The sequence below is a fragment of the Rhodococcus sp. 15-649-2-2 genome, from assembly GCF_002258645.1.
Classification (GTDB): domain Bacteria; phylum Actinomycetota; class Actinomycetes; order Mycobacteriales; family Mycobacteriaceae; genus Rhodococcoides.
The window spans coordinates 69359-89132 of the sequence record NZ_NPFM01000024.1; the positions used below are offsets into that span (position 1 = coordinate 69359).

Consider the following 19774-nt stretch of genomic DNA (forward strand, 5'->3'; position numbering starts at 1 on the left):
CGGAAATTGCGCGTATCGTCACGCCGATCAACCGCTCAGGACAGCAGGTGTTCGAGATACTCGCTGCCGAACACCTTGTACGGGTCCATCGAATCGCGGATGCGGAGGAAATCGTCGAAGTGCTCGTAGGAATCACGCAGTTCGTCGCCGCCGAGGGAGTGCAGTTTGCCCCAGTGTGGCCTGCCGCCGACGCTGCGGCAGATGGCCTCGACGGCGTCGAAGTATTCGCGGTGATCGCGGCGGTGGTACTGGTGCACAGCGATGTAGGCCGTCGGGCGTCCGTAGGCCGTGGAGAGCCAGATGTCGTCGGCGGCCGCGAATCGTACTTCGACGGGAAACGCGATGGACATCGAAGACTGCTCGAGCCAGCGATCCACCTCGCGCAGCACCCGGCCGATCTCGGATGCCGGCACCGCGTACTCCATCTCGACGAATCTGACCGTCCGCGAGGATGCGAACACTCGGTACGAGCGATCGGTGTACTCGCGGGCCGACAGTGCCCGGGCCGAGACCGCGTTGAGTCGAGGAATCAGGGCCGGCACCCGCGTCACCATGCGGTTGAGCCCCTCGAAGACCGTGTTGGACAGTAGTTCGTCGTCGAGGTACGAGCGCACCTTTCCCAGCGGGCGCAGCACGGCGTTCCCGGGCAGGCGGGTGTTGCGTTTGGTCAGCACCCGGTCGGTGTGTGGGAACCAGTAGAACTCGAAGTGGTCGACGGCAGCGACGGTGGTTTCGAGCTCGGCGAGCGCTGCCGTCAGCGTCGACGGTTCCTCGACGGCCCGCAGGGCGAACGCCGGAACGCAGTCGAGCGTGATTCGGGTGATGACGCCGAGCGCACCGAGGCCGATGCGGGCCGCGTCGAACAGCTCCGCGTTCTCGTCGCGGGAGCACCGGACGAGCCGGCCGTTCGCGGTCATCAGCTCCAGAGCATGCACCTGAGTGGCGATGCCGCCGAAACGGGCACCGGTTCCGTGGGTGCCCGTGGAGATGGCTCCGGCGACGGACTGTTCGTCGATGTCGCCGAGGTTGGTCATGGCCAGGCCGAGGTCCCACAGCCGCACGGTCAGCTCGCGCAACCGAGTGCCGGCGAGCACCGTCACCCGGGCGGAACCGTCGTCGTCGCGGACGACCGATTCGATCCCACGCAAGGAATCGAGGCTGATCTGAACGCCGTCGGTGACGGCGATCGGAGTGAAGGAGTGACCAGCCCCGACGCATCGCACCGACCGAGACCGATCGACGGCGCCCTGCAGAACGCTGCGCACTTCGTCCACCGATGCGGGCTCGGCACGATGCGCCGGATATGCCTGCTGATTGCCCGCCCAGTTCTGCCACGACCGCTCGATCATCGAATCACTATCGCACCCTCGAAGCCGCAGGGTCGTTCCGCAGGCTCCACTCCCGAACCCTCGGGGTCGCGCCCCGTGGATCAATATGGGGCACAGACTTCGGCAGCCCCCTAGTATCGGGTCATGCAATCGAGGCTGCCCGCGGATGTGCGACGCGCACAACTGGTGCAGTCGGCGATCGACGTCGCCGAGCGGGTGGGTATCGAGTCCCTGACGGTGCGCGCGCTCTCGGAGTACGCCGACGTCACCAAGGGCATCGTGCAGTACCACTTCGAGACCAAGCAGGATCTGGTGATCGCGATGGGGGAGCACCTCATCGTCGACGTCACAGAGATTCTCCACGCGGCGTTGGACAGCGCTGTCGGCACCCGAGAATTGCCAGGAGTTCGGGGTCTGCGCGAGCTGGTGCACGGCGGACTGAGCGCAGTGTGGTTGTTGATCGAGAAGTCGCCGGATCGGCAGTTGCTCGCGTACGAGATCAAGACCTACCTTCTGCGGCATCGCGCGCTCGGGTCCGCCACCGCGGCCGAGATTGCCAATGGGCAGTACCGGATCCGCGACTCCGAGGCCCGGTTGTTCTTCGAGAAGTGTTCCGATCACACCGGCACGAGATGGCTCGAGCCGGTGGAGTCGATCGCGCGCTTCGGGATGGCGACGCTCGACGGGCTGGTGCTGCGGTGGCTGGTCGACGGTGACGACCTCGAGGTGCTGGCTCAGATCGACGACCTGTCCGGGCTGATCGCGGGCAAAGCCCTGGACCGTTGAGCACTCGCCGGGACTTCTCGGCTGCGGAGTGTTTGACTGTGTGGGTCCGGCAACGACGACGAAGGAATGTTGAAGTATGAGTTCGATCGCCGGTGTCGTCACCACCGACACGACACCACTCTCTCGGATAGCTGCTGCCACCGAGGGCCTCGAATCACCCTTGGCTGCAGTCGATTCCGTCGCTCTCGATGCCAATGCGGCGGCGTTGCGAGCGCGAGCGAAGGGGGTGCCGATTCGGATCGCCAGCAAGTCGGTGCGCTGCCGAGCGGTCCTCGATCGGGTGCTCGCAGCAGAAGGCGTGAGCGGGGTCATGGCGTACTCGCTGCGTGAGGCGGTGTGGCTCGCGCGCCAGGGGGTCGAGGACATCCTGATGGGCTATCCGAGTGTCGACCGCACCGCTCTAGCCGAGGTCGTCAACGATCGGGTTCTGTCGGGTCGCATCACACTGATGGTCGACGACGTCGCGCAATTGGACATCGTGCGCGACGCCACCCGCAACGACCTTCTCAAGCCCCGTATCTGTATCGATGTCGATGCCTCGCTGCGGATCGGGCCGCTGCACATCGGGGTCAGGCGTTCTCCGCTGCGCGATCCCGAGCAGGTTGCAGCCTTCGCGCGGGTGGCGCACTCGCGGGGGTTCCGGGTCGTCGGCCTGATGTTCTACGAGGCGCAGATCGCCGGTGTGCCTGATTCCAATGTCGCGGTGGAGTGGATGAAGTCGCTCTCGTCTCGTGAGATCTCCACGCGCAGAAGGGCAGTGGTCGAGGCGGTGTCCGCGGCGGTGGGTCACATCGAGATCGTCAACAGCGGCGGCACCGGGTCGATCGACTTCTCGGCGGCCGATCCGGTCGTCACCGAGGTCACCGCCGGATCGGGTCTGTTCGCGCCGACGCTGTTCGATCGGTATCGCGCTTTCTCGGCCGAGCCGTCGCTGTTCTTCGCGCTGTCCGCGGTGCGCAAGCCGACGCCGCAGATCGCAACGTTGTTCGGTGGTGGCTACATCGCGTCGGGTCCGGCGTCGGGGTCGCGATCCCCGAGGCCGGTGGCGTGGTCGAGAAAGGCCGCCGGAGTAGTGACGTCCGGGCTGAAGCTACTGCGCAACGAGGGTGCCGGTGAGGTGCAGACTCCGGTGAGCGGGGCCGACGAGGTGAAGATCGGTGATCGCGTCTGGTTCCGGCACGCCAAGGCGGGCGAGCTGTGCGAACGATTCGACACCCTGCATCTGGTGCACGCCGACGGATCCGTCGAGCCGGTCCCCACCTACCGCGGCGAGGGCATGGCGTTCGGCTGAATTCCGTTCTCGCACAGGCTCATGAAGGTGCCCAGCGTGCGCAGTCCGGCCGGGGTCGACGGCAAGTACTGGGTCAGTGCTCTCGATCGGACCAGTATCGCGGCCCACTGACCGCGAGAGACGGCGACGTTGAGTCGGTTGCGCGAGAGCAGAAACGACATGCCACGCGGAACGTCCTCGATCGCCGATGCCGCCATCGAGATCAACACCACCGGTGCCTGTCGGCCTTGGAACTTGTCGACGGTTCCGACCGATACGTCACCCAGTCCGGCGGCCGCGAAACGCTCGAGGACGACGGCGACCTGAGCGTTGTAGGCCGCGACGACGAGAAAGTCGGACTGCTCCATCGGCCGCGCGCCGTCGAACGACTCGGGGTTGCTCCACGATCGACCCAAGAGACTCTGCACTCGTGCGACGATTTCGTCGGCCTCTTCCACCGAGTCCGTGGAGTTACCGTGATGGTCGAGGTAGACGGTGTGCAGGCCGGGCTCCAGCCCTGACAGTGAACGAGCCTGTGTGACAGCCTTGTTGGACTGCAGTTTGCCCTCGTACGACAGCGCCGAGACGGGCGCGCACAGATCCGGATGCATCCGCCACGTCGTGGCCAGGAAGTACCCGCGATCGGCGGGCAGAGTCGGGTGACCGTCGGTGATCCAGCCCAGGGCGGATTCGTCGACGAGTTCGGGGTGGGTGCCCTGACTGACCTGCGGAAGCTGTGCCGGGTCGCCGAGCAGCAACAGGTTGCGGGCAGACACCGAGACGGCGATGGTGTTGGCCAGCGAGAACTGCCCGGCCTCGTCGACGACCAGCAGATCCAGGGCCCCGCGCGGTATCCGGCCGGGGTTGGAGAAGTCCCAGGCGGTGCCGCCGATCACGCAGCCCTGCTCGGCGTCGGTGACGAAACGGGCGTAGTCGGTGGGTTCGACGACGGTGTGGGCGGTCGGGGCCTTCTTGCCCACCTTGGCCGGGTCCACCCCGGCGGCCACGATGGTGTCCAGCAGATTGTTCACCACGTGATGAGACTGGCCCACCACGCCGATGCGCCAGTGATGGACGTCGACCAGTTCGGCGATCACTCGCGCGGCGGTGTAGGTCTTCCCGGTCCCGGGTGGGCCTTGAACGGCCACATAGGAGTTCGCCAGATCGAGCAGCGCTGCCGTGACCGCAGCTGCGTAGTCGTGGCCCTGTACCGCGGGAAGGCCTTTGCCGGAACGGGTTCGGGGCGCGGACAGCATCAGCAGATCGGCGATGGCCGTAGGCGGAAGGTGGGGCAGGGCAGCGCTGACCTCGGTGGCCGCTGCGACGATCGCCTCTTCGAGGTATTTGGTCGCAGGCGGCGGCTCGGGCGCCGTCGCGATGGGAAAGTCGGTGTATTCGGTCACGCCCTTGCGTAGGTTCTCCTGCACGACGACCATGTCGAGGGTGCCCACGTAGCCGGTCTGCACGATCTCGACCGACGTGGTCGCGCGATGGGTAGGTTGCTGTTTCGGCAGCCCTTCCGGGGCCGGGTCTGCGTAGAGGAGTTTGACCTTCGAGACCCCGAGCACGCCGTTGCTCAGATGTCCCACCAGCTTGATCTGTCGTCGTAGAACCCGCTGTGTGGGTGCCGTTTTCATCCAGTCGTGCACCAGTTCCGCGCGTTCGACTTTCAATACGTCCGCCGCATCGGGCCACTCGTCCATCGGATGGGTCAGTCGATCGAAGTGGGCCCACCAGAACGGCTTTCGCTCACGGCGGTGGTAGCCGATGGCACCGGCGAACAGGGCCACGGCCTGCTGCGTCGGGGTGCGGTCCCATGGCAGTCCCGCGTACTCGGCAAGTTCGAGTTCCAGCGGGCTCGCGGTGTCGGAGACGCTCTTGTCGAGGTCGAGCTCCTGTTTCACCCGCGGCGGAACACCGGCGTCCGATGCGCGTTCGAGCAACCAATCGCGCAGTCGTAGAGTCGATTCGCAGTCGGTACGGTTGTACTCGGCAATATCCGCCAGAAGAGCGGCGGCCTCGTCATCCTTGCCCTGGTCGCGCAGATCGCACCAGTTCGCGTATTCGACGATCGATGCGGCGGCGTCGGTGACGTCTCCGTCACGGGAGGCGGGCATGTACAGCGGTTCGAGTTTCTTGATGCTGTAGGACCGAGCTCCGATGCGTACTGCAGACCGGACAACGGGATACAGGTCTACCAACACGTTGTCCCGCAGCAGGTTGTCGACGGCGTCCTCGCCCACTCCGTAGCGCCCGGCGAGGCGCAGCAGTGCGGTCTTCTCGTACGGCGCGTAGTGGTAGACGTGCATGCGGGGGTATGCGGCGCGGCGTGCGGAGACGTAGTCGAGGAAGTCGATCAGGGCACGGCGTTCCTGCGCGCGATCGTGCGCCCAGAACGGAAGGAACTCGCCGTCGGCGGTGTAGACGCCGAACAGGTACTCGAGCCCCCATTCGCTGCTCCCGGCTTCGGCCCACAGTGGATCGCCCTCGAAGTCGAAGAAGATGTCGCCCGGGTCGGGTTCGGGGATCACTCCGAGGGCGTCGGCGTCGAAGATCTCGAATTCCGGTTCTCCGCTGTGCTCCTGGCGAACTTGCAGCGCCGCCTGGGCGCGCAGGTTCGCCGCCGTACGAGTGGACATCCCGTCGACAATCCCCGTGGAGGAGGCCAGCTCGTCCACCGTGGTGATTCCCGCGTCGAGCAGCTTCTCGCGGGTACTCGCGCGCATGCCGGCGACGAGAACCAGGTCTCGGTGCTGTTCCACCTCGACAACGCAGGCCTCGCACTGCCCGCACCCGGAGTAGCGCGAATCGAACCAATCGACGACGGTGCCTTCGGCGTGGTGCTCGTCGAGGATGTGTTGCAGATGGTCCCGGGACTGCCGGTAGACCGGAAGTATCTCGGCGAGAGCGTGAACGGAGTCGCTGCCGTCACCGAGCACGAGGTGTACATCGTCGCTCGGAGTCACTCCGCCGGCCCGCAGCGCATCTGCGTACGCCGCCAACTGGAGCAGAGCCGGCACCTTCGCGTGCCGCGACAGCTTGGTGTCGTACACGCCGTAGCCCGAACCCTCTGCCACCAAAAAGTCGCAGAAGCCGAGGAACCGGCCGTCGAAGAAGGTTGCCTGGTACACCACGGGGGTGCGTGCGGTCAGCGCGGTGAAGGTTGCCCACGCGGCGTCGGCCAGTTCCTGGGCGGTGCGTCCCGGTCTGTCCATCGTCAGGACGCCTCCGGGGTAGCGCAGCTCGAAGGCTGCGAGTTGACGCCGTTCGTGTTCGAATCCGAGTGCGGACGTGCGGTCGAGCATGGGGTCCGGTTCGGCGGCGGCGCGCGGGATCAGTCCGGTCAACCCGTCGAGTCGGCGAAGCAATGCGAATTCGCAGGACGCCGCCGCCGCGAGGTCGCTGGCGCTGTAGACGACCCGATCGCCGAGGAGGAACACAAGTGCCCACCCTAGCCATCGACGACAGCGGCGCCGGTCACGTTGCGCGCGGATGCCGACGAGAGGAGGCAAAATGATCGAATGCCATTTTTCGACGGAGCCACCGGTGCTGTCCATTACCGAAACTGGACCGTTCCCGATGCTCGTTTCGGTCTTGTGTTCCTCCACGGTCTCGGTCAGAACAGCGGCCACTATCACCGGTTCGCCCGGGTGTTGAACGGACGCGGAGTGGACGTGTGGGCGGTCGATCATGTCGGCCACGGTCTCACCGAAGGGGAGTTGACCGACGCGGCTCAGATACCTGGCCTGGCTCAGAATGCGCTGCAGCTGCTCGACATCGCCGAGGCCGAGCATCCCGAACTGTCGTTCGCGCTGATGGGGCACTCGCTGGGTGCCGCGACGGCCATCGCAGCACTCGGCGCGCATCCGGAGGCGGTCCGGTGCGCTGTGCTGTGTGGCACTCCGAAGTCGGTGACGGGCGCTTCCGACGACCTCTCCGACAATGTGATTCCGATCCTCGCCGTGCACGGTGTCGACGACCGCTTGGCTCCGATCGATGCAGTCCGCGAGTGGATCGGCGGTGTGCCCGACGCGTCCCTGCACGAGTTCGACGACGGAGGCCACGACCTACTGCACGAGAAGATCCACCTGCAGGTGACGTTGGCGGTCGCGGAGTTCCTCGACGAGCACATGTCCTGACCCGAGAACCGAGAAAGGGCCCGGCGTGCACAGCACGCCGGGCCCTTTCTCTTGCGTTCGATCTACGAGTAGATGGCCTCGATGTCGCTGCCACGCTCGGAGTGGATGATGTTGCGCTTGAGCTTCATCGTCGGGGTGAGCTCTCCGGTTTCGACGGTGAAGTCGTTCTCGAGGATCGTGTACTTCTTGATCTGCTCGGGGTTGGAGACCTTCTTGTTGGCCTCGGCCACGGCCTTGTCGATCTCGGCGACGAGGTCGGCGTTCTTCGACAGCTCCGAGAACGGGATGTCGGCAGAAAGGCTGTGGCGTTCGAGCCAGCCCGGCAGTGCCTCGGGATCGAGGGTGATCAGCGCACCGATGAACGGCTTGGCATCGCCGACGACGAGGCACTGACTGATGATGGCGTTGGCGCGCAGGGCGTCCTCGAGCACCGCGGGAGCGACGTTCTTACCACCCGCGGTGACGATGATTTCCTTCTTGCGGCCGGTGATCGAGACGAAGCCTTCCTGGTCGATCGACCCCAGATCGCCGGTGTGGAACCACCCGTCGACGATCGCTTCGGCGGTGGCCTTCTCGTTGTGCCAGTAGCCGCTGAACACCACCGGACCCTTGAGCAGCAGCTCACCGTCCTCGGCGACCTTGACCGCGTGGCCGTCGATGGGCTTGCCGACGGTGCCGACGCGCTGTTCCTTGGTGGTGTTGACGGTGACTGCCGCGCTGGTCTCGGTCAGTCCGTAGCCCTCGTAGACCGGGACGCCCGCGCCGCGGAAGAAGTGGCCGAGGCGAGCGCCGAGGGGGCCGCCGCCCGAGACCGCACGATCGCAGTTGCCGCCGAGGGCAGCCCGCAACTTGGAGTAGACGAGCTTGTCGAAGACCGTGTGCTTGAGATTGAGGACCAGGCCCGCGCCGCCCTTCTCCTGGGCCTCACTCCACTCGATGGCCGTCGCGGCGGCCTTGTCGAAGATGCTGCCCTTGCCGCCGTCGTGTGCCTTCTGCTTGGCCGAGTTGTAGACCTTCTCGAACACGCGCGGCACCGAGAGAATGAAGTTCGGCTTGAAGACGGCGAACTGATCCACCAGTGTCGATACGTCCGAGGTGTGGCCCACGGTCACCTTCGACTCGAACGAGCCGAACGACACCGCGCGGGCGAACACGTGCGCCATCGGGAGGAACATCAGTGTGCGGTTGCCCTCGCGCATGGAGTCGTGCAGGGCGATCTGGGTGGCCTGGACCTCGGCGTAGAAGTTCGCATGCGTGAGCTGCACACCCTTGGGGCGGCCGGTGGTGCCCGAGGTGTAGATCAGGGTGGCGGGGGAGGCGGCGGTGACCTGGTGCCGACGGGTGTGCACGTCCTCGTCGCTGACTCCCGCGCCGCGGGTGGTCAGCTCGTCGATGGCACCGTCGTCGATCTGGAGTACCTCACGCAGGTCGGCGGCACCGTCGGTGACGTCCTTCAGGTTGGAGACATGGGACGCGGTCTCGACGATCAGCAACTTGGTCGCCGAGTCCTCGAGGATCCACTGGGCCTGGTCGGCCGACGAGGTCTCGTAGATTGCGACGGTGCATCCGCCCGCAGTCCAGATGGCGTAGTCGAGAACGACCCATTCGTAGCGCGTCGCGCTGAGAATCGCGACGCGGTCGCCGAGTTCGATGCCCGATGCGATCAGGCCTTTGGCTACGGCGGTGACCTCTTTGGCGAACTGGCCCGCTGTGACGTCGGTCCAGGTGCCGTTCACGAGTCGCTGGAACGGTACGAGGTTCGGCGATTCCTTTTCGTACCGGAAAACGGTGTCGGCCATGGAAGCGTCGTCGGGAATGGTGAACGACGCCGGCACAGAATATTCGCGCACTGCTGGACCCCTTACGGAAAAATAGCGTGGTAGTTGTGCATTTCATCACACCCCGGTCCGTAACGCACCACCGAGGGTGTCCGGTTTGTGAATTTTTGGTCGGCTCAGGGGGAGTTGAGTGTGACTCGGAGTACAACTTAACCGTCCGCAGCCGCCCCTCGCCGCCGGGTCGTGTCTGTGAGGCTGCTCGCACGAGGTGTCGGTGGCACCGTTTTCGTCACCTGATCAGCGTAGAAGGGGTCGCTGGGGTCGAGCAGGTACTAAACTCGGCGATATATGAGCACTTCAGAATCTGATCAGGATGCCGCCGTGACGTCTGACGAGACGAGTTCGACCCCTCCCGTCCAGGGCCACGCAGGTGAGTCGCCTTCGACGACGGATGACGACATCACCTTTGCCGATCTCGGAATAGACGAGCGGGTCCTGAAGGCCCTGCGCGACGTCGGTTACGAGAGCCCGTCGCCGATTCAGGCGGCCACCATTCCACCGTTGATGGCCGGTAACGACGTCGTCGGCCTCGCGCAGACCGGAACCGGAAAGACCGCGGCGTTCGCGGTGCCGATCCTGTCCCGTCTCGACGTCTCGCGTCGGGTGCCGCAGGCATTGGTGCTCGCCCCGACGCGCGAGCTGGCACTCCAGGTCGCCGAGGCGTTCGGCAAATACGCCACCCATATCCCGGGCCTGCACATTCTGCCGATCTACGGCGGCCAGGCGTACGGCATTCAGCTGTCCGGCCTGCGCAAGGGTGCCCAGATCATCGTCGGCACACCGGGCCGTGTGATCGACCACCTCGAGAAGGGCACGCTCGACCTGTCCGGGCTCGAATACCTCGTGCTCGACGAGGCCGACGAGATGCTCAAGATGGGTTTCCAGGAGGACGTCGAGCGCATCCTGTCCGACACTCCCGAATACAAGCAGGTTGCGTTGTTCTCGGCGACGATGCCGGCCGCGATTCGCAAGATCTCCAAGCAGTATCTGCACGACCCGGTGGAGATCACCGTCAAGACCAAGACGTCGACGGCACCGAACATCACCCAGCGCTACGTGCAGGTTGCCCATCAGCGCAAGCTCGAGGCGCTGACTCGAATCTTCGAGGTCGAAGAGTTCGAGGCCATGATCATGTTCGTGCGCACCAAGCAGGCCACCGAGGAGCTCGCCGAGAAACTGCGCGCACGGGGCTTCTCGGCTGCGGCAATCAACGGCGACATCGTGCAGGCTCAGCGTGAGCGCACCATCGGTCAGCTCAAGAACGGTCAGATCGACATTCTGGTGGCCACCGACGTGGCTGCTCGCGGTCTCGACGTCGACCGCATCTCGCACGTCATCAACTACGACATCCCGCACGACACCGAGTCCTACGTGCACCGCATCGGTCGCACCGGCCGAGCGGGTCGCGCCGGTCAGGCTCTGTTGTTCGTCGCGCCCCGGGAGCGTCACCTGCTCAAGGCCATCGAACGTGCGACGCGCCAGCCCATCACCGAGATGCAGCTCCCGAGCGTCGACGACGTCAATGCGCAGCGCGTGACGAAGTTCAAGGACTCCATCACCGAGAGCCTCGGCAACGAGAATCTGGCTCTGTTCCGCCGCCTCATCGAGGACTACGAGCGCGAGCACGACGTGCCGTTGGTCGACATCGCAGCAGCGCTGGCCATCCAGTCGCGCGACGGCGAAGCGTTCCTGTTGAAGCCGGAGCCGCCTGCCCCGCCGCGGGCGCCCCGCGAGCCGCGTGAGCCGCGTCCCCCTCGCACGTTCGACGAGGATGCGGCCAGTTCGCATCACCGCAAGACGGGCCAGGAGATGGCGACGTACCGCATCAGCGTCGGAAAGCGTCATCACGTTGCTCCTGGTGCCATCGTCGGCGCCATCGCCAACGAAGGCGGACTGCGCCGAAGCGACTTCGGGCACATCAGCATTCGCCCCGATCACTCGCTGGTGGAGCTGCCTGCCGATCTCGCCGACGAGACGGTCGAGGCGTTGCGCCGTACCCGCATCAGTGGCGTGCTGATTCAGCTGCAGCCCGATTCCGGTCCTCCCGGACGCAGCGGCGGGCCCCGCGGCGGAGGAAAGTTCAAGGGCAGGCGCTAGCGCGCACGACCTCGAGGTCGAGCGTTTGGTGGCCGAGGCCGCGGGTATCCAGCCGCGCATGACCCACGTCACTCTCCGTGTCAACGGCACCGATCGCGAGATCGACTGCGACACCCGAACCACCCTGCTCGACGCACTACGAGAGAACCTCGATCTCATCGGGGCCAAGAAGGGGTGCGATCACGGGCAGTGCGGTGCCTGCACCGTTCTGGTCGAGGGTCGCCGGATCAACAGCTGCCTGACGTTCGCTGTCGCGCAGCAGGATCGCGAGATCACCACGGTCGAGGGGTTGTCCGACGGCGACACGCTGCACCCGGTGCAACAGGCCTTCGTCGATCGTGACGCGTTCCAGTGCGGGTACTGCACGTCCGGGCAGATCTGCTCGGCGGTCGCGGTGATCGAAGAGGCCAAGCAGGGATGGCCCAGTGCCGTCACCGAGGACCTCGAGGCCACCGACGTCGAACTCGATTCGGGTGAAGTGCGAGAACGTATGAGCGGCAACCTCTGTCGCTGCGGTGCGTACGCCAACATCGTTCCGGCCGTCCAGGACGCATCGTGAAGACCTTCGAGTACGACGCCGCTACCGCGGTCGACGACGCAGTGGCCCGCCTCGCCCGGGACGAGCACGCGATGCTGCTCGGCGGAGGAACCAACCTCGTCGATCTTATGAAGCTCGGGGTTTCGAGCCCGTCGACTCTGATCGATGTGACGCGATTGCCGTTGCACGACATCGAGGTGACCGCCGACGGTTCCCTGCGTATCGGTGCGGCCGTGACCAACAGCGACCTCGCCGTGCATCCGGTGGTGCGCCAGCGCTACCCGGTGCTCTCGCGGGCGGTGCTCTCCGGTGCATCGGGTCAACTACGCAACATGGCGACCACCGGCGGAAACCTGTTCCAGCGCACTCGTTGTGTCTACTTCATGGACTCTTCGAAGCCGTGCAACAAGCGCGAACCAGGCTCGGGCTGCCCTGCGCGCACGGGTGAACACCGAAACATGGCCATTCTCGGGGCTTCGCAGGCCTGCGTGGCGACGCACCCCTCGGATATGGCGGTTGCGCTGTCGGCACTCGATGCGCGCATCGTCGTTCGCGGAGTCGACGGCGAACGTGTTCTCGCGATCGACGACTTCTTCCGGCTCCCGGGGGACGAGCCCGAGCGCGACAACACGGTGGCTCGGGACGAGATCGTCACGGCGATAGAGATTCCGAAGCCGGCCGCCACCGCCGTCTCCACCTACCGCAAGGTGCGGGATCGGCAGTCCTACGCGTTCGCGGTCGCCTCGGTTGCCGCGGTTCTCGACGCCGAGGACGGGATCGTGCGCGGAGTGTCGATCGCGTTGGGCGGCGTCGCGCACAAGCCGTGGCGAGCACACACCGCCGAGCACGCACTGTTGGGCACGACCGCCGAGGAAGCGTCGTTCCGGCGGGCCATGGCGCTCGAGCTCGATTCAGCACAGCCGTTACGCGACAACGCGTTCAAGATTCCGCTGGTGATCAATCTGGTTGCCCGCACTCTGGTCGAACTCGTGGAATCGAGCGCTACGAAAGAAATGGGAGACCGATCATGACGGCCTCGATCGGACAGTCGATTCGGCGTACCGAGTCCATCGCCAAGGTCACCGGTAGGGCGCGCTACGCCGCGGAACAGCCGCCGGCCGTCGGGCAGTTGTATGCCTGGTACGTGCCCGCAACAGTTCCCGCCGGGACGGTCGAACACGTCGAACTCGGTGCCGACTCCTCGGTGCACGCCGTCCTGTGGCACGGCAACGCCGAGAAGCTCGGCGAGGTCGAGGATGCAGAACTGCTTGTGCTGCAATCGAACACCGTCGCGTACCGCGGCCAGATCGTGGCCGTCGTCGTGGCCGAGACGCTCCAAGCCGCGCGGGCCGCCGCTGCCCAGGTGCAGGTGCGGTACGGCGACGTGCGCTCACCCGACAACACTCTGACCGCCGAGCACAGCTCCCTGTACGCGCCCGAATCGGTGAACGCGGGCTTCCCCACGGACGTCACGGTCGGCGATCCGGATGCTGCGTTGGAGACGGCCGAGCACGTGATCGACAGCTGGTACTCGACGTCTCCGATGCACAACAGTCCGATGGAGCCGCATGCCACCACGGCGCAGTGGTCCGATGGCGTTCTGACACTGTGGGACTCGACGCAGGCACCGTCGGGCGTTCAGGGTGACCTGGCCACGGCGTTCGGTCTCGAACCCGAGAACGTTCGCGTGATCGCCGAGAACGTCGGCGGCGGATTCGGAGCGAAGGGCAGCACTCGGCCCAATGCGGTCCTCGCCGCGATGGCTGCGCGGGCCACCGGCAAGACCGTCAAGCTGGTCCTGCCGAGGCAGGCGCTGTTCGATGTCGTCGGATACCGCACCCCGACGCTCAATCATGTTCGCCTTGGTGCTGATGCGAGCGGCGCACTGACGGCGATCGCGCACGATTCGTTTCAGCAGACCAGTACGATCTTCGAGTTCTGCGAGCAGACCTCGGAATCGACTCGGCACATCTACGCGGCGCCCAATCGCCGCACCACTCACCGACTCGCGAAGCTGGACGTCGGAACGCCGCGGTGGATGCGGGCACCCGGCGAAGCGCCCGGCATGTTCGCCGTCGAAACGGCCATCGACGAACTGGCCGAGGCCACCGGAATCGACCCGATCGAGTTGCGCATTCGCAACGAGCCCGACGTCGATCCCGCGAGTGGGAACCCGTTCAGCTCACGCAGCGTGGTGCAATGCCTACGCGAGGGAGCCGAGAAGTTCGGCTGGGACCGTCGGGTCTCGACTCCGGGACAGCGCAGAGAAGGCAACGTCCTGGTGGGCATGGGGGTCGCGACGGCCAGCTACCCGGTGCTGATTTCGCCCAGTACCGCGGCGGCGCGAGTGGAGCAGGACGGCACGATTACGGTATCCGTTGCTGCGTCGGACATCGGTACCGGTGCGCGGACCGTGCTGCGACAGATTGCCGCCGATGCTCTCGACGTCGACGCGGATACCGTCACACTCGAACTCGGCGACAGCGCACTGCCGAAAGCACCTGGAGCCGGCGGCTCCTCGGGTACCTCGTCGTGGGGCTGGGCCGTCACCAAGGTGTGTCACGCGCTGAAATCCCAGGGTTCCTACGAGCCGGGCAACTCGGCCGAGGCCGATACGACCGATGACGTGGAGGGGCAGAAGGAGCTGGCGCGCATGGCTTTCGGCGCTCAGTTCGCCGAGGTTGCCGTGGACATCGACACCGGTGAGGTACGGGTGCGTCGGATGCTCGGGGTGTTCGGCATCGGCGCGGTGATGAATCCACGGCTGGCTCGGTCTCAGCTCATCGGCGGCATGACGTTCGGGCTCGGGATGGCGCTGATGGAAAGTGGCATCGTCGATCACGAGTTCGGCGGATTCGCCAACCACGATCTCGCCGAGTATCACATCCCGGCGTGTGCGGACGTCACCGATCTCGAGGCCGTGTGGATCGACGAGGTCGATACGGAACTCGCGCCTATGGGTGGCAAGGGAATCGGTGAGATCGGTGCAGTCGGATCCTCGGCGGCCATCGGGAACGCGGTCTACAACGCGACCGGCGTCCGAGTCCGCGACCTTCCGATCACCCTGGACAAAGTGCTGCCGCATCTCTAGAGCGGCTTCGCCGCATGTGAGTGGAAACTCGACCCCTGCTACGAAGTTCCACTCACATGCCTCGACGGATTCGTTTCGCAGACTCCACTCACATGGGGCGCAGCCCCTCTACGCAAGTATCCGCTGCAGGAACTGTCGGGTGCGGGGCTCGGTCGGGTTCACGAGCACCTGCTCCGGCGTGCCGCGTTCGAGGACGACGCCGTTCTCGATGAACAGCACCTGATCGGCGACTTGCTGGGCGAAGCGGATTTCGTGGGTGACGATCACCATCGTCCACCCCTCGGCGGCAAGGTTTTTGATGACGGCCAGTACTTCGCCCACGAGTTCGGGATCCAGGGCCGAGGTGGGCTCGTCGAACAGCATCAGTTTGGGGTGCAGGGCGAGGGCGCGAGCAATTCCGACGCGCTGTTGCTGGCCGCCGGAGAGCTGGAACGGGTATTGATCGGACTTGGCGTCGAGGCCGATCTGGTCGAGGATTGCGTGAGCGTCGCGGACGGCGTCGTCCTTGGCCCGCTTCTGCACGATCACCGGTCCCTCGATGATGTTCTGCAACACCGTCTTGTGCGGAAACAGATTGTGGCTCTGGAACACCATGCCGCTCTGAGACCGGAAGTGTCGGAGTTGAGCCGCGCCGACGGGTTCGGCGAAATCCACCGACACATCGCCGATTCGGATGATCCCCGCATCGGCTCGGTCGAGAGCGTTCAACGTGCGGAGGACCGTGGTCTTGCCGGATCCGGACGGCCCGATGATGACGGTGACGGTGCCGGACGGCACGGTGAACGAGATGTCCTTCAGCACCTCGAGTGGCCCGAACGACTTCTTCAGAGCGGATACTTCCAGTAGGTCTGTCATTTGGCCACGTACCTGTCGAGTCGGACTTCGAGCTTGCCTTGGAAGAACGAGAGAACGATGCAGATCAGCCAGTAGTAGAGCGCTGCAACGGAGTAGAGGGTGAAGAAGTCGAAGGTCGGTGCCGCCGCGAGTTGCGCTACGCGCAGTAGCTCGGTCACCAGGATGGTCGACGCGAGCGAGGTGTCCTTGACCAACGAGATCAGCGTGTTCGACAACGGTGGTACCGCGGTCCGTAGCGCTTGCGGAAGTACGATGCGCTGCAGCGTGGTTCGGTATCCCATGCCGATGGTCTGCGCGGCCTCCCATTGGCCCTTGGGCACGCTCAGTATCGCCGCACGGATGACCTCGGCGGCATAACCGCCGACGTTCAAGGAGAACGCGACCACGGCGGCCGGGAACGGTGAGATCACGATCCCGAACTGCGGTAGCCCGTAGAAAATGATGAACAACTGCAGCAGCAGGGGAGTGCCGCGAATGATCGAGACGTAGAACCTGGCGACCGCAGCGAGCGGCTCGAGCGACGAGATGCGAGCCAACGCGACTGCAAGGGCAATGACGAGTCCGACCACAAAACTGATTGCGGTCAGCGGAATGGTCATTGTGACAGTGGCTTTGAGCATCGGCCACAAGTTGTCGAGGACCAACTGAGTTTTGGACGGTGCCGTCGACGCGGCGTCGTCGCTCACCGGAACCACGGTGTCTGCCGTCGGTGCGGCGACGTCGCTACCGAAATACTTTTTCGAGATCTCGGCGATGGTGCCGTTCTCACGCAGCGTGTCGACGGCCGTATCGACCTCGTCCATCAGGCCGCTGTTCTTGCGGGCCACGAAGGATTGCAGTGTCGTGTCCCCGGTCTCGCCGGCAATCTTCACACCGGTATCGCCGGTCTGCTGTAGGTATTCGGCGATCGCGAGGGAGTCGTTGACGGTGGCGTCGACGCGGCCGTCCTTGACGAGGGTGACCGCCTGGACGAATCCCTCGACGGCTTCGACGTCGGCACCTGCGTTCGCAGCGACCTCGGCCCAATTGCTCGTCGAGGATTGGGCGGTGGTCTTGCCTGCCAGGTCGGCGAGAGTCGAAATAGTGGAGTCGTCTGCAGCGGTGAGGATCTGACCTTCCGACACCGTGTAGGGCGTGGACAGGTCGTATGCCGATTGCCGGGCCGGGGTGATCGAGACCTGGTTGGCGATGAGGTCGAATCGCTGGGATTGCAGGCCGGCGAATATCGAATCGAACGGCGTCTGCACGAAGTCGACGCGTACCCCCAGTTCCGCACCGACGGCGTTGATCACGTCGATGTCGTACCCGGTGAGCTGCCCGTCCGCGCCCTGATAGCTGAACGGGCTGTAGGTGCCTTCGGTGCCGACGACCAGCACCCCGTCGTCGCGGACGCGGTCCAGCAACGACTGCGAGGACGAGCTGCATCCGGACAACCCCAGTATGGCGATAAGAATCGCGACCAGAGCAAGAGTAGATCTGCGCACCATCCGCGCCTGCTTTCACCGTAACTACGAGTGCATCGAAACCTACCCGTCGATCTCCAATTCCGCTGACACCACCACGGTGTTGTTCATCGGTAGTGCGGCCACCCCGAGTGCAGTGCGTGCGTGCGCACCGATTTCGGGACCGAAGATCGCCAGCACCAGGTCGGAGAAGCCGTTGACGACCGTTGTGGTCTGGGTGAAGCCGTGATCGGCATTGACCGAACCGGTGACGGTGAGCCACGCGCTGATTCGATCGAGATCGCCGACGGCGCGTGCGACGCTACCGAGGAGAGCCAATGCGGTGTCGCGCGCGGCATCGGTGGCCGCGTCGAGACTCACGTGCGACGGGACTGCACCGAACGGGCCCGCCAGGGTGCCGTCCGGGGCCAAGGGAGAATGCCCCGAGGCGAACACTCGGTTGCCCCGTACCCGCACCCACTCGAACGAGAACTCGAAACCGGGCGGAGCGGTCGGTTCCCCGGGCAACGTGAAACCGAGTTCGGTGATGCGACGTTCGATCTCCATGAACGAAAATCCTGTCAGACCGCAACACCGTTGATGGTGCGAACGGTCCAGCGAGAACCGTCGTGCTCGAGGGTGGAGACACCCGCGTTCAGAATTCGCGGAGAGTGCCGACGTCGGATCGCGTCGAAGATCGCTCTGATGACGCCGCCGTGCGCCACGGCGATCACCGCCGAGTCCGGGTAGCGCGATGCGATGTCGTCGACGGCGCGCACGCCTCGCACGATCAGGTCGGAGCGGGGCTCCAAGCCTGGGTACATACCGTTCGGCCAGTGCGAATAGGCGTCCCAGTCGGTGAATCCTTCGGCCTCGCCGAAGTGTCGTTCGGCCAGATCGGGGAACTCGGCGGTGCGTGTCAGGCCGAGGTGTGCACCGATGATGTCGGCGGTTTCGGCTGCTCGGATCAACGGTGAACTGACCAGGTGGTCCCACTGGCGGTACTCGAGTTCGTAGCCGGCCTCGCGGGCCTGAGCACGGCCGGTGTCGTTGAGCGGAATGTCCGACGAGCCCTGCAGACGCCCGTGCAGATTCCAGTTCGTTTCACCGTGCCGAACCAGTGCCAGAAAAGTCATAGTGAGCGGAGAATATCCCAGAGTTACCAGGGAGTACGGTCGATACGAAGATACGTGAACGAGCTTGGAGGATTGTCGATGAATCTTGCCCTGACAGAAGAAGAGGCCGCGTTCCGTGACGAGATGCGGACGTTCTTCACCACGAAGGTCCCCGCCGAGATTCGCGAGAAGAGCGCGACCGGTCAGGAGTTGAGCAAGGACGAGGTGGTCACGACCATGCGAATCCTCAACGAGAACGGCTTGGCGGTGCCGCATTGGCCCGCCGAGTTCGGTGGCCGCGACTGGACCGCTGTGCAGCGCCACATCTGGCTCGACGAAATGCAGCTGGCGTCGGTGCCCGAGCCCCTGGCCTTCAACGCCTCGATGGTCGGCCCGGTCATCGCGACGTTCGGCTCTCAGGAGCTCAAGGAGAAGTTCCTGCCGAAGACGGCGAACCTCGACATCTGGTGGTGCCAGGGCTTCTCCGAGCCCGAGGCCGGATCGGACCTGGCGTCGCTGCGCACCACCGCTATTCGAGACGGTGACGACTACATCGTCAACGGGCAGAAGACGTGGACGACGCTCGGCCAGTACGCCGACTGGATCTTCGCGCTCGTGCGGACCAACCCGGACGCGCCGAAGAAGCAGGCCGGAATCTCCTTCCTGCTCATCGATCTGAACACCCCCGGCATCGAGATGCGGCCCATCAAGTTGATCGACGGCAGCGTCGAGGTCAACGAGGTCTTCTTCGACAACGTTCGCGTTCCGGCCGAGAACCTCGTCGGCGAGGAGAACCAGGGTTGGAGCTACGCCAAGTTCCTGCTCGGCAACGAGCGCACCGGCGTCGCCCGGGCCGGACACACCAAAGTGCATCTGGGACAGGCGAAGAAGCACGCCGCGCAGACCAAGGTCGGCAGCGGCACGCTACTCGAGGACCCACTGTTCGCGGCCAAGATGGCCGAGGTCGAGAACGAACTTCTCGCCCTCGAGCTGACTCAGCTGCGCCTGGTGTCCAGCTCGGACGACGGCAAGCCGAATCCGGCCTCGTCCATTCTCAAGCTGCGGGGATCGGAATTGCAGCAAGCCACAACCGAATTGCTGATGGACGTCGCCGGCCCGGACTCGCTGCCCTACGAGGCGGGCGAGGACATCGAGAGCGAAGGCTGGGCGCAGCGCTCGGTTCCGGGGTATCTCAACTACCGCAAGGTGTCGATCTACGGCGGCTCGAACGAGGTTCAGCGCACCATCATCGCCTCGGCGATTCTCGGACTGTAA

General features: G+C 65.1%; 15 protein-coding genes. 8 read left to right on the forward strand and 7 right to left on the reverse strand.

Translation table 11 applies throughout. The features are described 5' to 3' along the window. Window positions 1–35: 35 nt before the first annotated feature. Window positions 36–1349 (reverse strand): D-arabinono-1,4-lactone oxidase, encoded by a 1314-nt coding sequence (locus tag CH305_RS15915; protein ID WP_094704205.1) that lies wholly within the window; start codon window positions 1347–1349, stop codon window positions 36–38. Window positions 1350–1472: 123 nt separating this feature from the next. Between CH305_RS15915 and CH305_RS15920 the strand changes: the two genes are divergently transcribed. Further along, entirely contained in the window at window positions 1473–2114 is a 642-nt protein-coding gene (locus tag CH305_RS15920) for a TetR/AcrR family transcriptional regulator (protein WP_032403836.1), read from the forward strand. 76 nt (window positions 2115–2190) lie between these two features. Next, entirely contained in the window at window positions 2191–3405 is a 1215-nt protein-coding gene (locus CH305_RS15925) for an alanine racemase (RefSeq protein WP_094704206.1), read from the forward strand. Here CH305_RS15925 and CH305_RS15930 read toward each other — a convergent pair. Next, window positions 3375–6824 carry a bifunctional RecB family nuclease/DEAD/DEAH box helicase gene (locus CH305_RS15930; RefSeq protein WP_094704207.1) on the reverse strand — a complete coding sequence of 1150 codons (3450 nt, stop codon included), beginning with the start codon at window positions 6822–6824 and terminating at the stop codon, window positions 3375–3377. The two genes, CH305_RS15925 and CH305_RS15930, sit on opposite strands and share 31 nt — an antisense overlap. An 81-nt stretch (window positions 6825–6905) precedes the next feature. Between CH305_RS15930 and CH305_RS15935 the strand changes: the two genes are divergently transcribed. Then, the gene (locus CH305_RS15935; protein WP_032380625.1) at window positions 6906–7523 is read left to right on the forward strand and encodes an alpha/beta hydrolase; all 618 of its coding nucleotides are present in this window, start codon (window positions 6906–6908) and stop codon (window positions 7521–7523) included. 62 nt (window positions 7524–7585) lie between these two features. On the opposite strand, the gene CH305_RS15940 is transcribed toward CH305_RS15935, so the two are convergent. Next, window positions 7586–9373, reverse strand: a complete 1788-nt coding sequence (locus CH305_RS15940) for a long-chain fatty acid--CoA ligase (protein WP_037172286.1) — start codon at window positions 9371–9373, stop codon at window positions 7586–7588. A 276-nt stretch (window positions 9374–9649) separates the two neighbouring features. Here CH305_RS15940 and CH305_RS15945 point away from each other — a divergent pair, with 276 nt between their 5' ends. From CH305_RS15945 to CH305_RS15960, 4 genes are read left to right on the forward strand one after another with little or no spacing between them, the layout of a single operon-like run. Continuing rightward, the gene (locus tag CH305_RS15945; protein ID WP_032380623.1) at window positions 9650–11458 is read left to right on the forward strand and encodes a DEAD/DEAH box helicase; all 1809 of its coding nucleotides are present in this window, start codon (window positions 9650–9652) and stop codon (window positions 11456–11458) included. Between the two features lie 58 nt (window positions 11459–11516). Beyond that, window positions 11517–12017, forward strand: coding sequence for a 2Fe-2S iron-sulfur cluster-binding protein (locus tag CH305_RS15950; protein ID WP_037153784.1), 501 nt, complete (start codon window positions 11517–11519; stop codon window positions 12015–12017). Continuing rightward, complete coding sequence (locus CH305_RS15955; protein ID WP_094704236.1) at window positions 12014–13027, forward strand: xanthine dehydrogenase family protein subunit M; 1014 nt, start codon at window positions 12014–12016, stop codon at window positions 13025–13027. Before CH305_RS15950 ends, CH305_RS15955 begins: the two co-directional genes overlap by 4 nt. Next, entirely contained in the window at window positions 13024–15087 is a 2064-nt protein-coding gene (locus tag CH305_RS15960; protein WP_179278309.1) for a xanthine dehydrogenase family protein molybdopterin-binding subunit, read from the forward strand. Before CH305_RS15955 ends, CH305_RS15960 begins: the two co-directional genes overlap by 4 nt. Before the next feature lie 108 nt (window positions 15088–15195). Here CH305_RS15960 and CH305_RS15965 read toward each other — a convergent pair whose 3' ends face one another. The 4 genes from CH305_RS15965 to CH305_RS15980 are packed head-to-tail and all read right to left on the reverse strand — an operon-like array spanning window position 15196 to window position 18520. Beyond that, window positions 15196–15942: an amino acid ABC transporter ATP-binding protein gene (locus CH305_RS15965; protein ID WP_094704208.1), complete on the reverse strand. Its 747-nt coding sequence runs from the start codon at window positions 15940–15942 to the stop codon at window positions 15196–15198. Beyond that, window positions 15939–17429: an ABC transporter permease subunit gene (locus CH305_RS15970; RefSeq protein ID WP_094704209.1), complete on the reverse strand. Its 1491-nt coding sequence runs from the start codon at window positions 17427–17429 to the stop codon at window positions 15939–15941. The genes CH305_RS15965 and CH305_RS15970 overlap by 4 nt, the downstream gene beginning before the upstream one ends. Before the next feature lie 39 nt (window positions 17430–17468). Next, a complete protein-coding gene (locus CH305_RS15975) occupies window positions 17469–17951 on the reverse strand; it encodes a RidA family protein (RefSeq protein ID WP_032403841.1) in 483 nt (160 codons plus the stop codon). Between the two features lie 14 nt (window positions 17952–17965). Then, a complete protein-coding gene (locus CH305_RS15980; RefSeq protein ID WP_094609700.1) occupies window positions 17966–18520 on the reverse strand; it encodes a histidine phosphatase family protein in 555 nt (184 codons plus the stop codon). A 78-nt stretch (window positions 18521–18598) separates the two neighbouring features. Here CH305_RS15980 and CH305_RS15985 point away from each other — a divergent pair, with 78 nt between their 5' ends. Then, on the forward strand, window positions 18599–19774 hold the full coding sequence (locus CH305_RS15985; RefSeq protein ID WP_094609740.1) for an acyl-CoA dehydrogenase family protein: 1176 nt from the start codon (window positions 18599–18601) through the stop codon (window positions 19772–19774).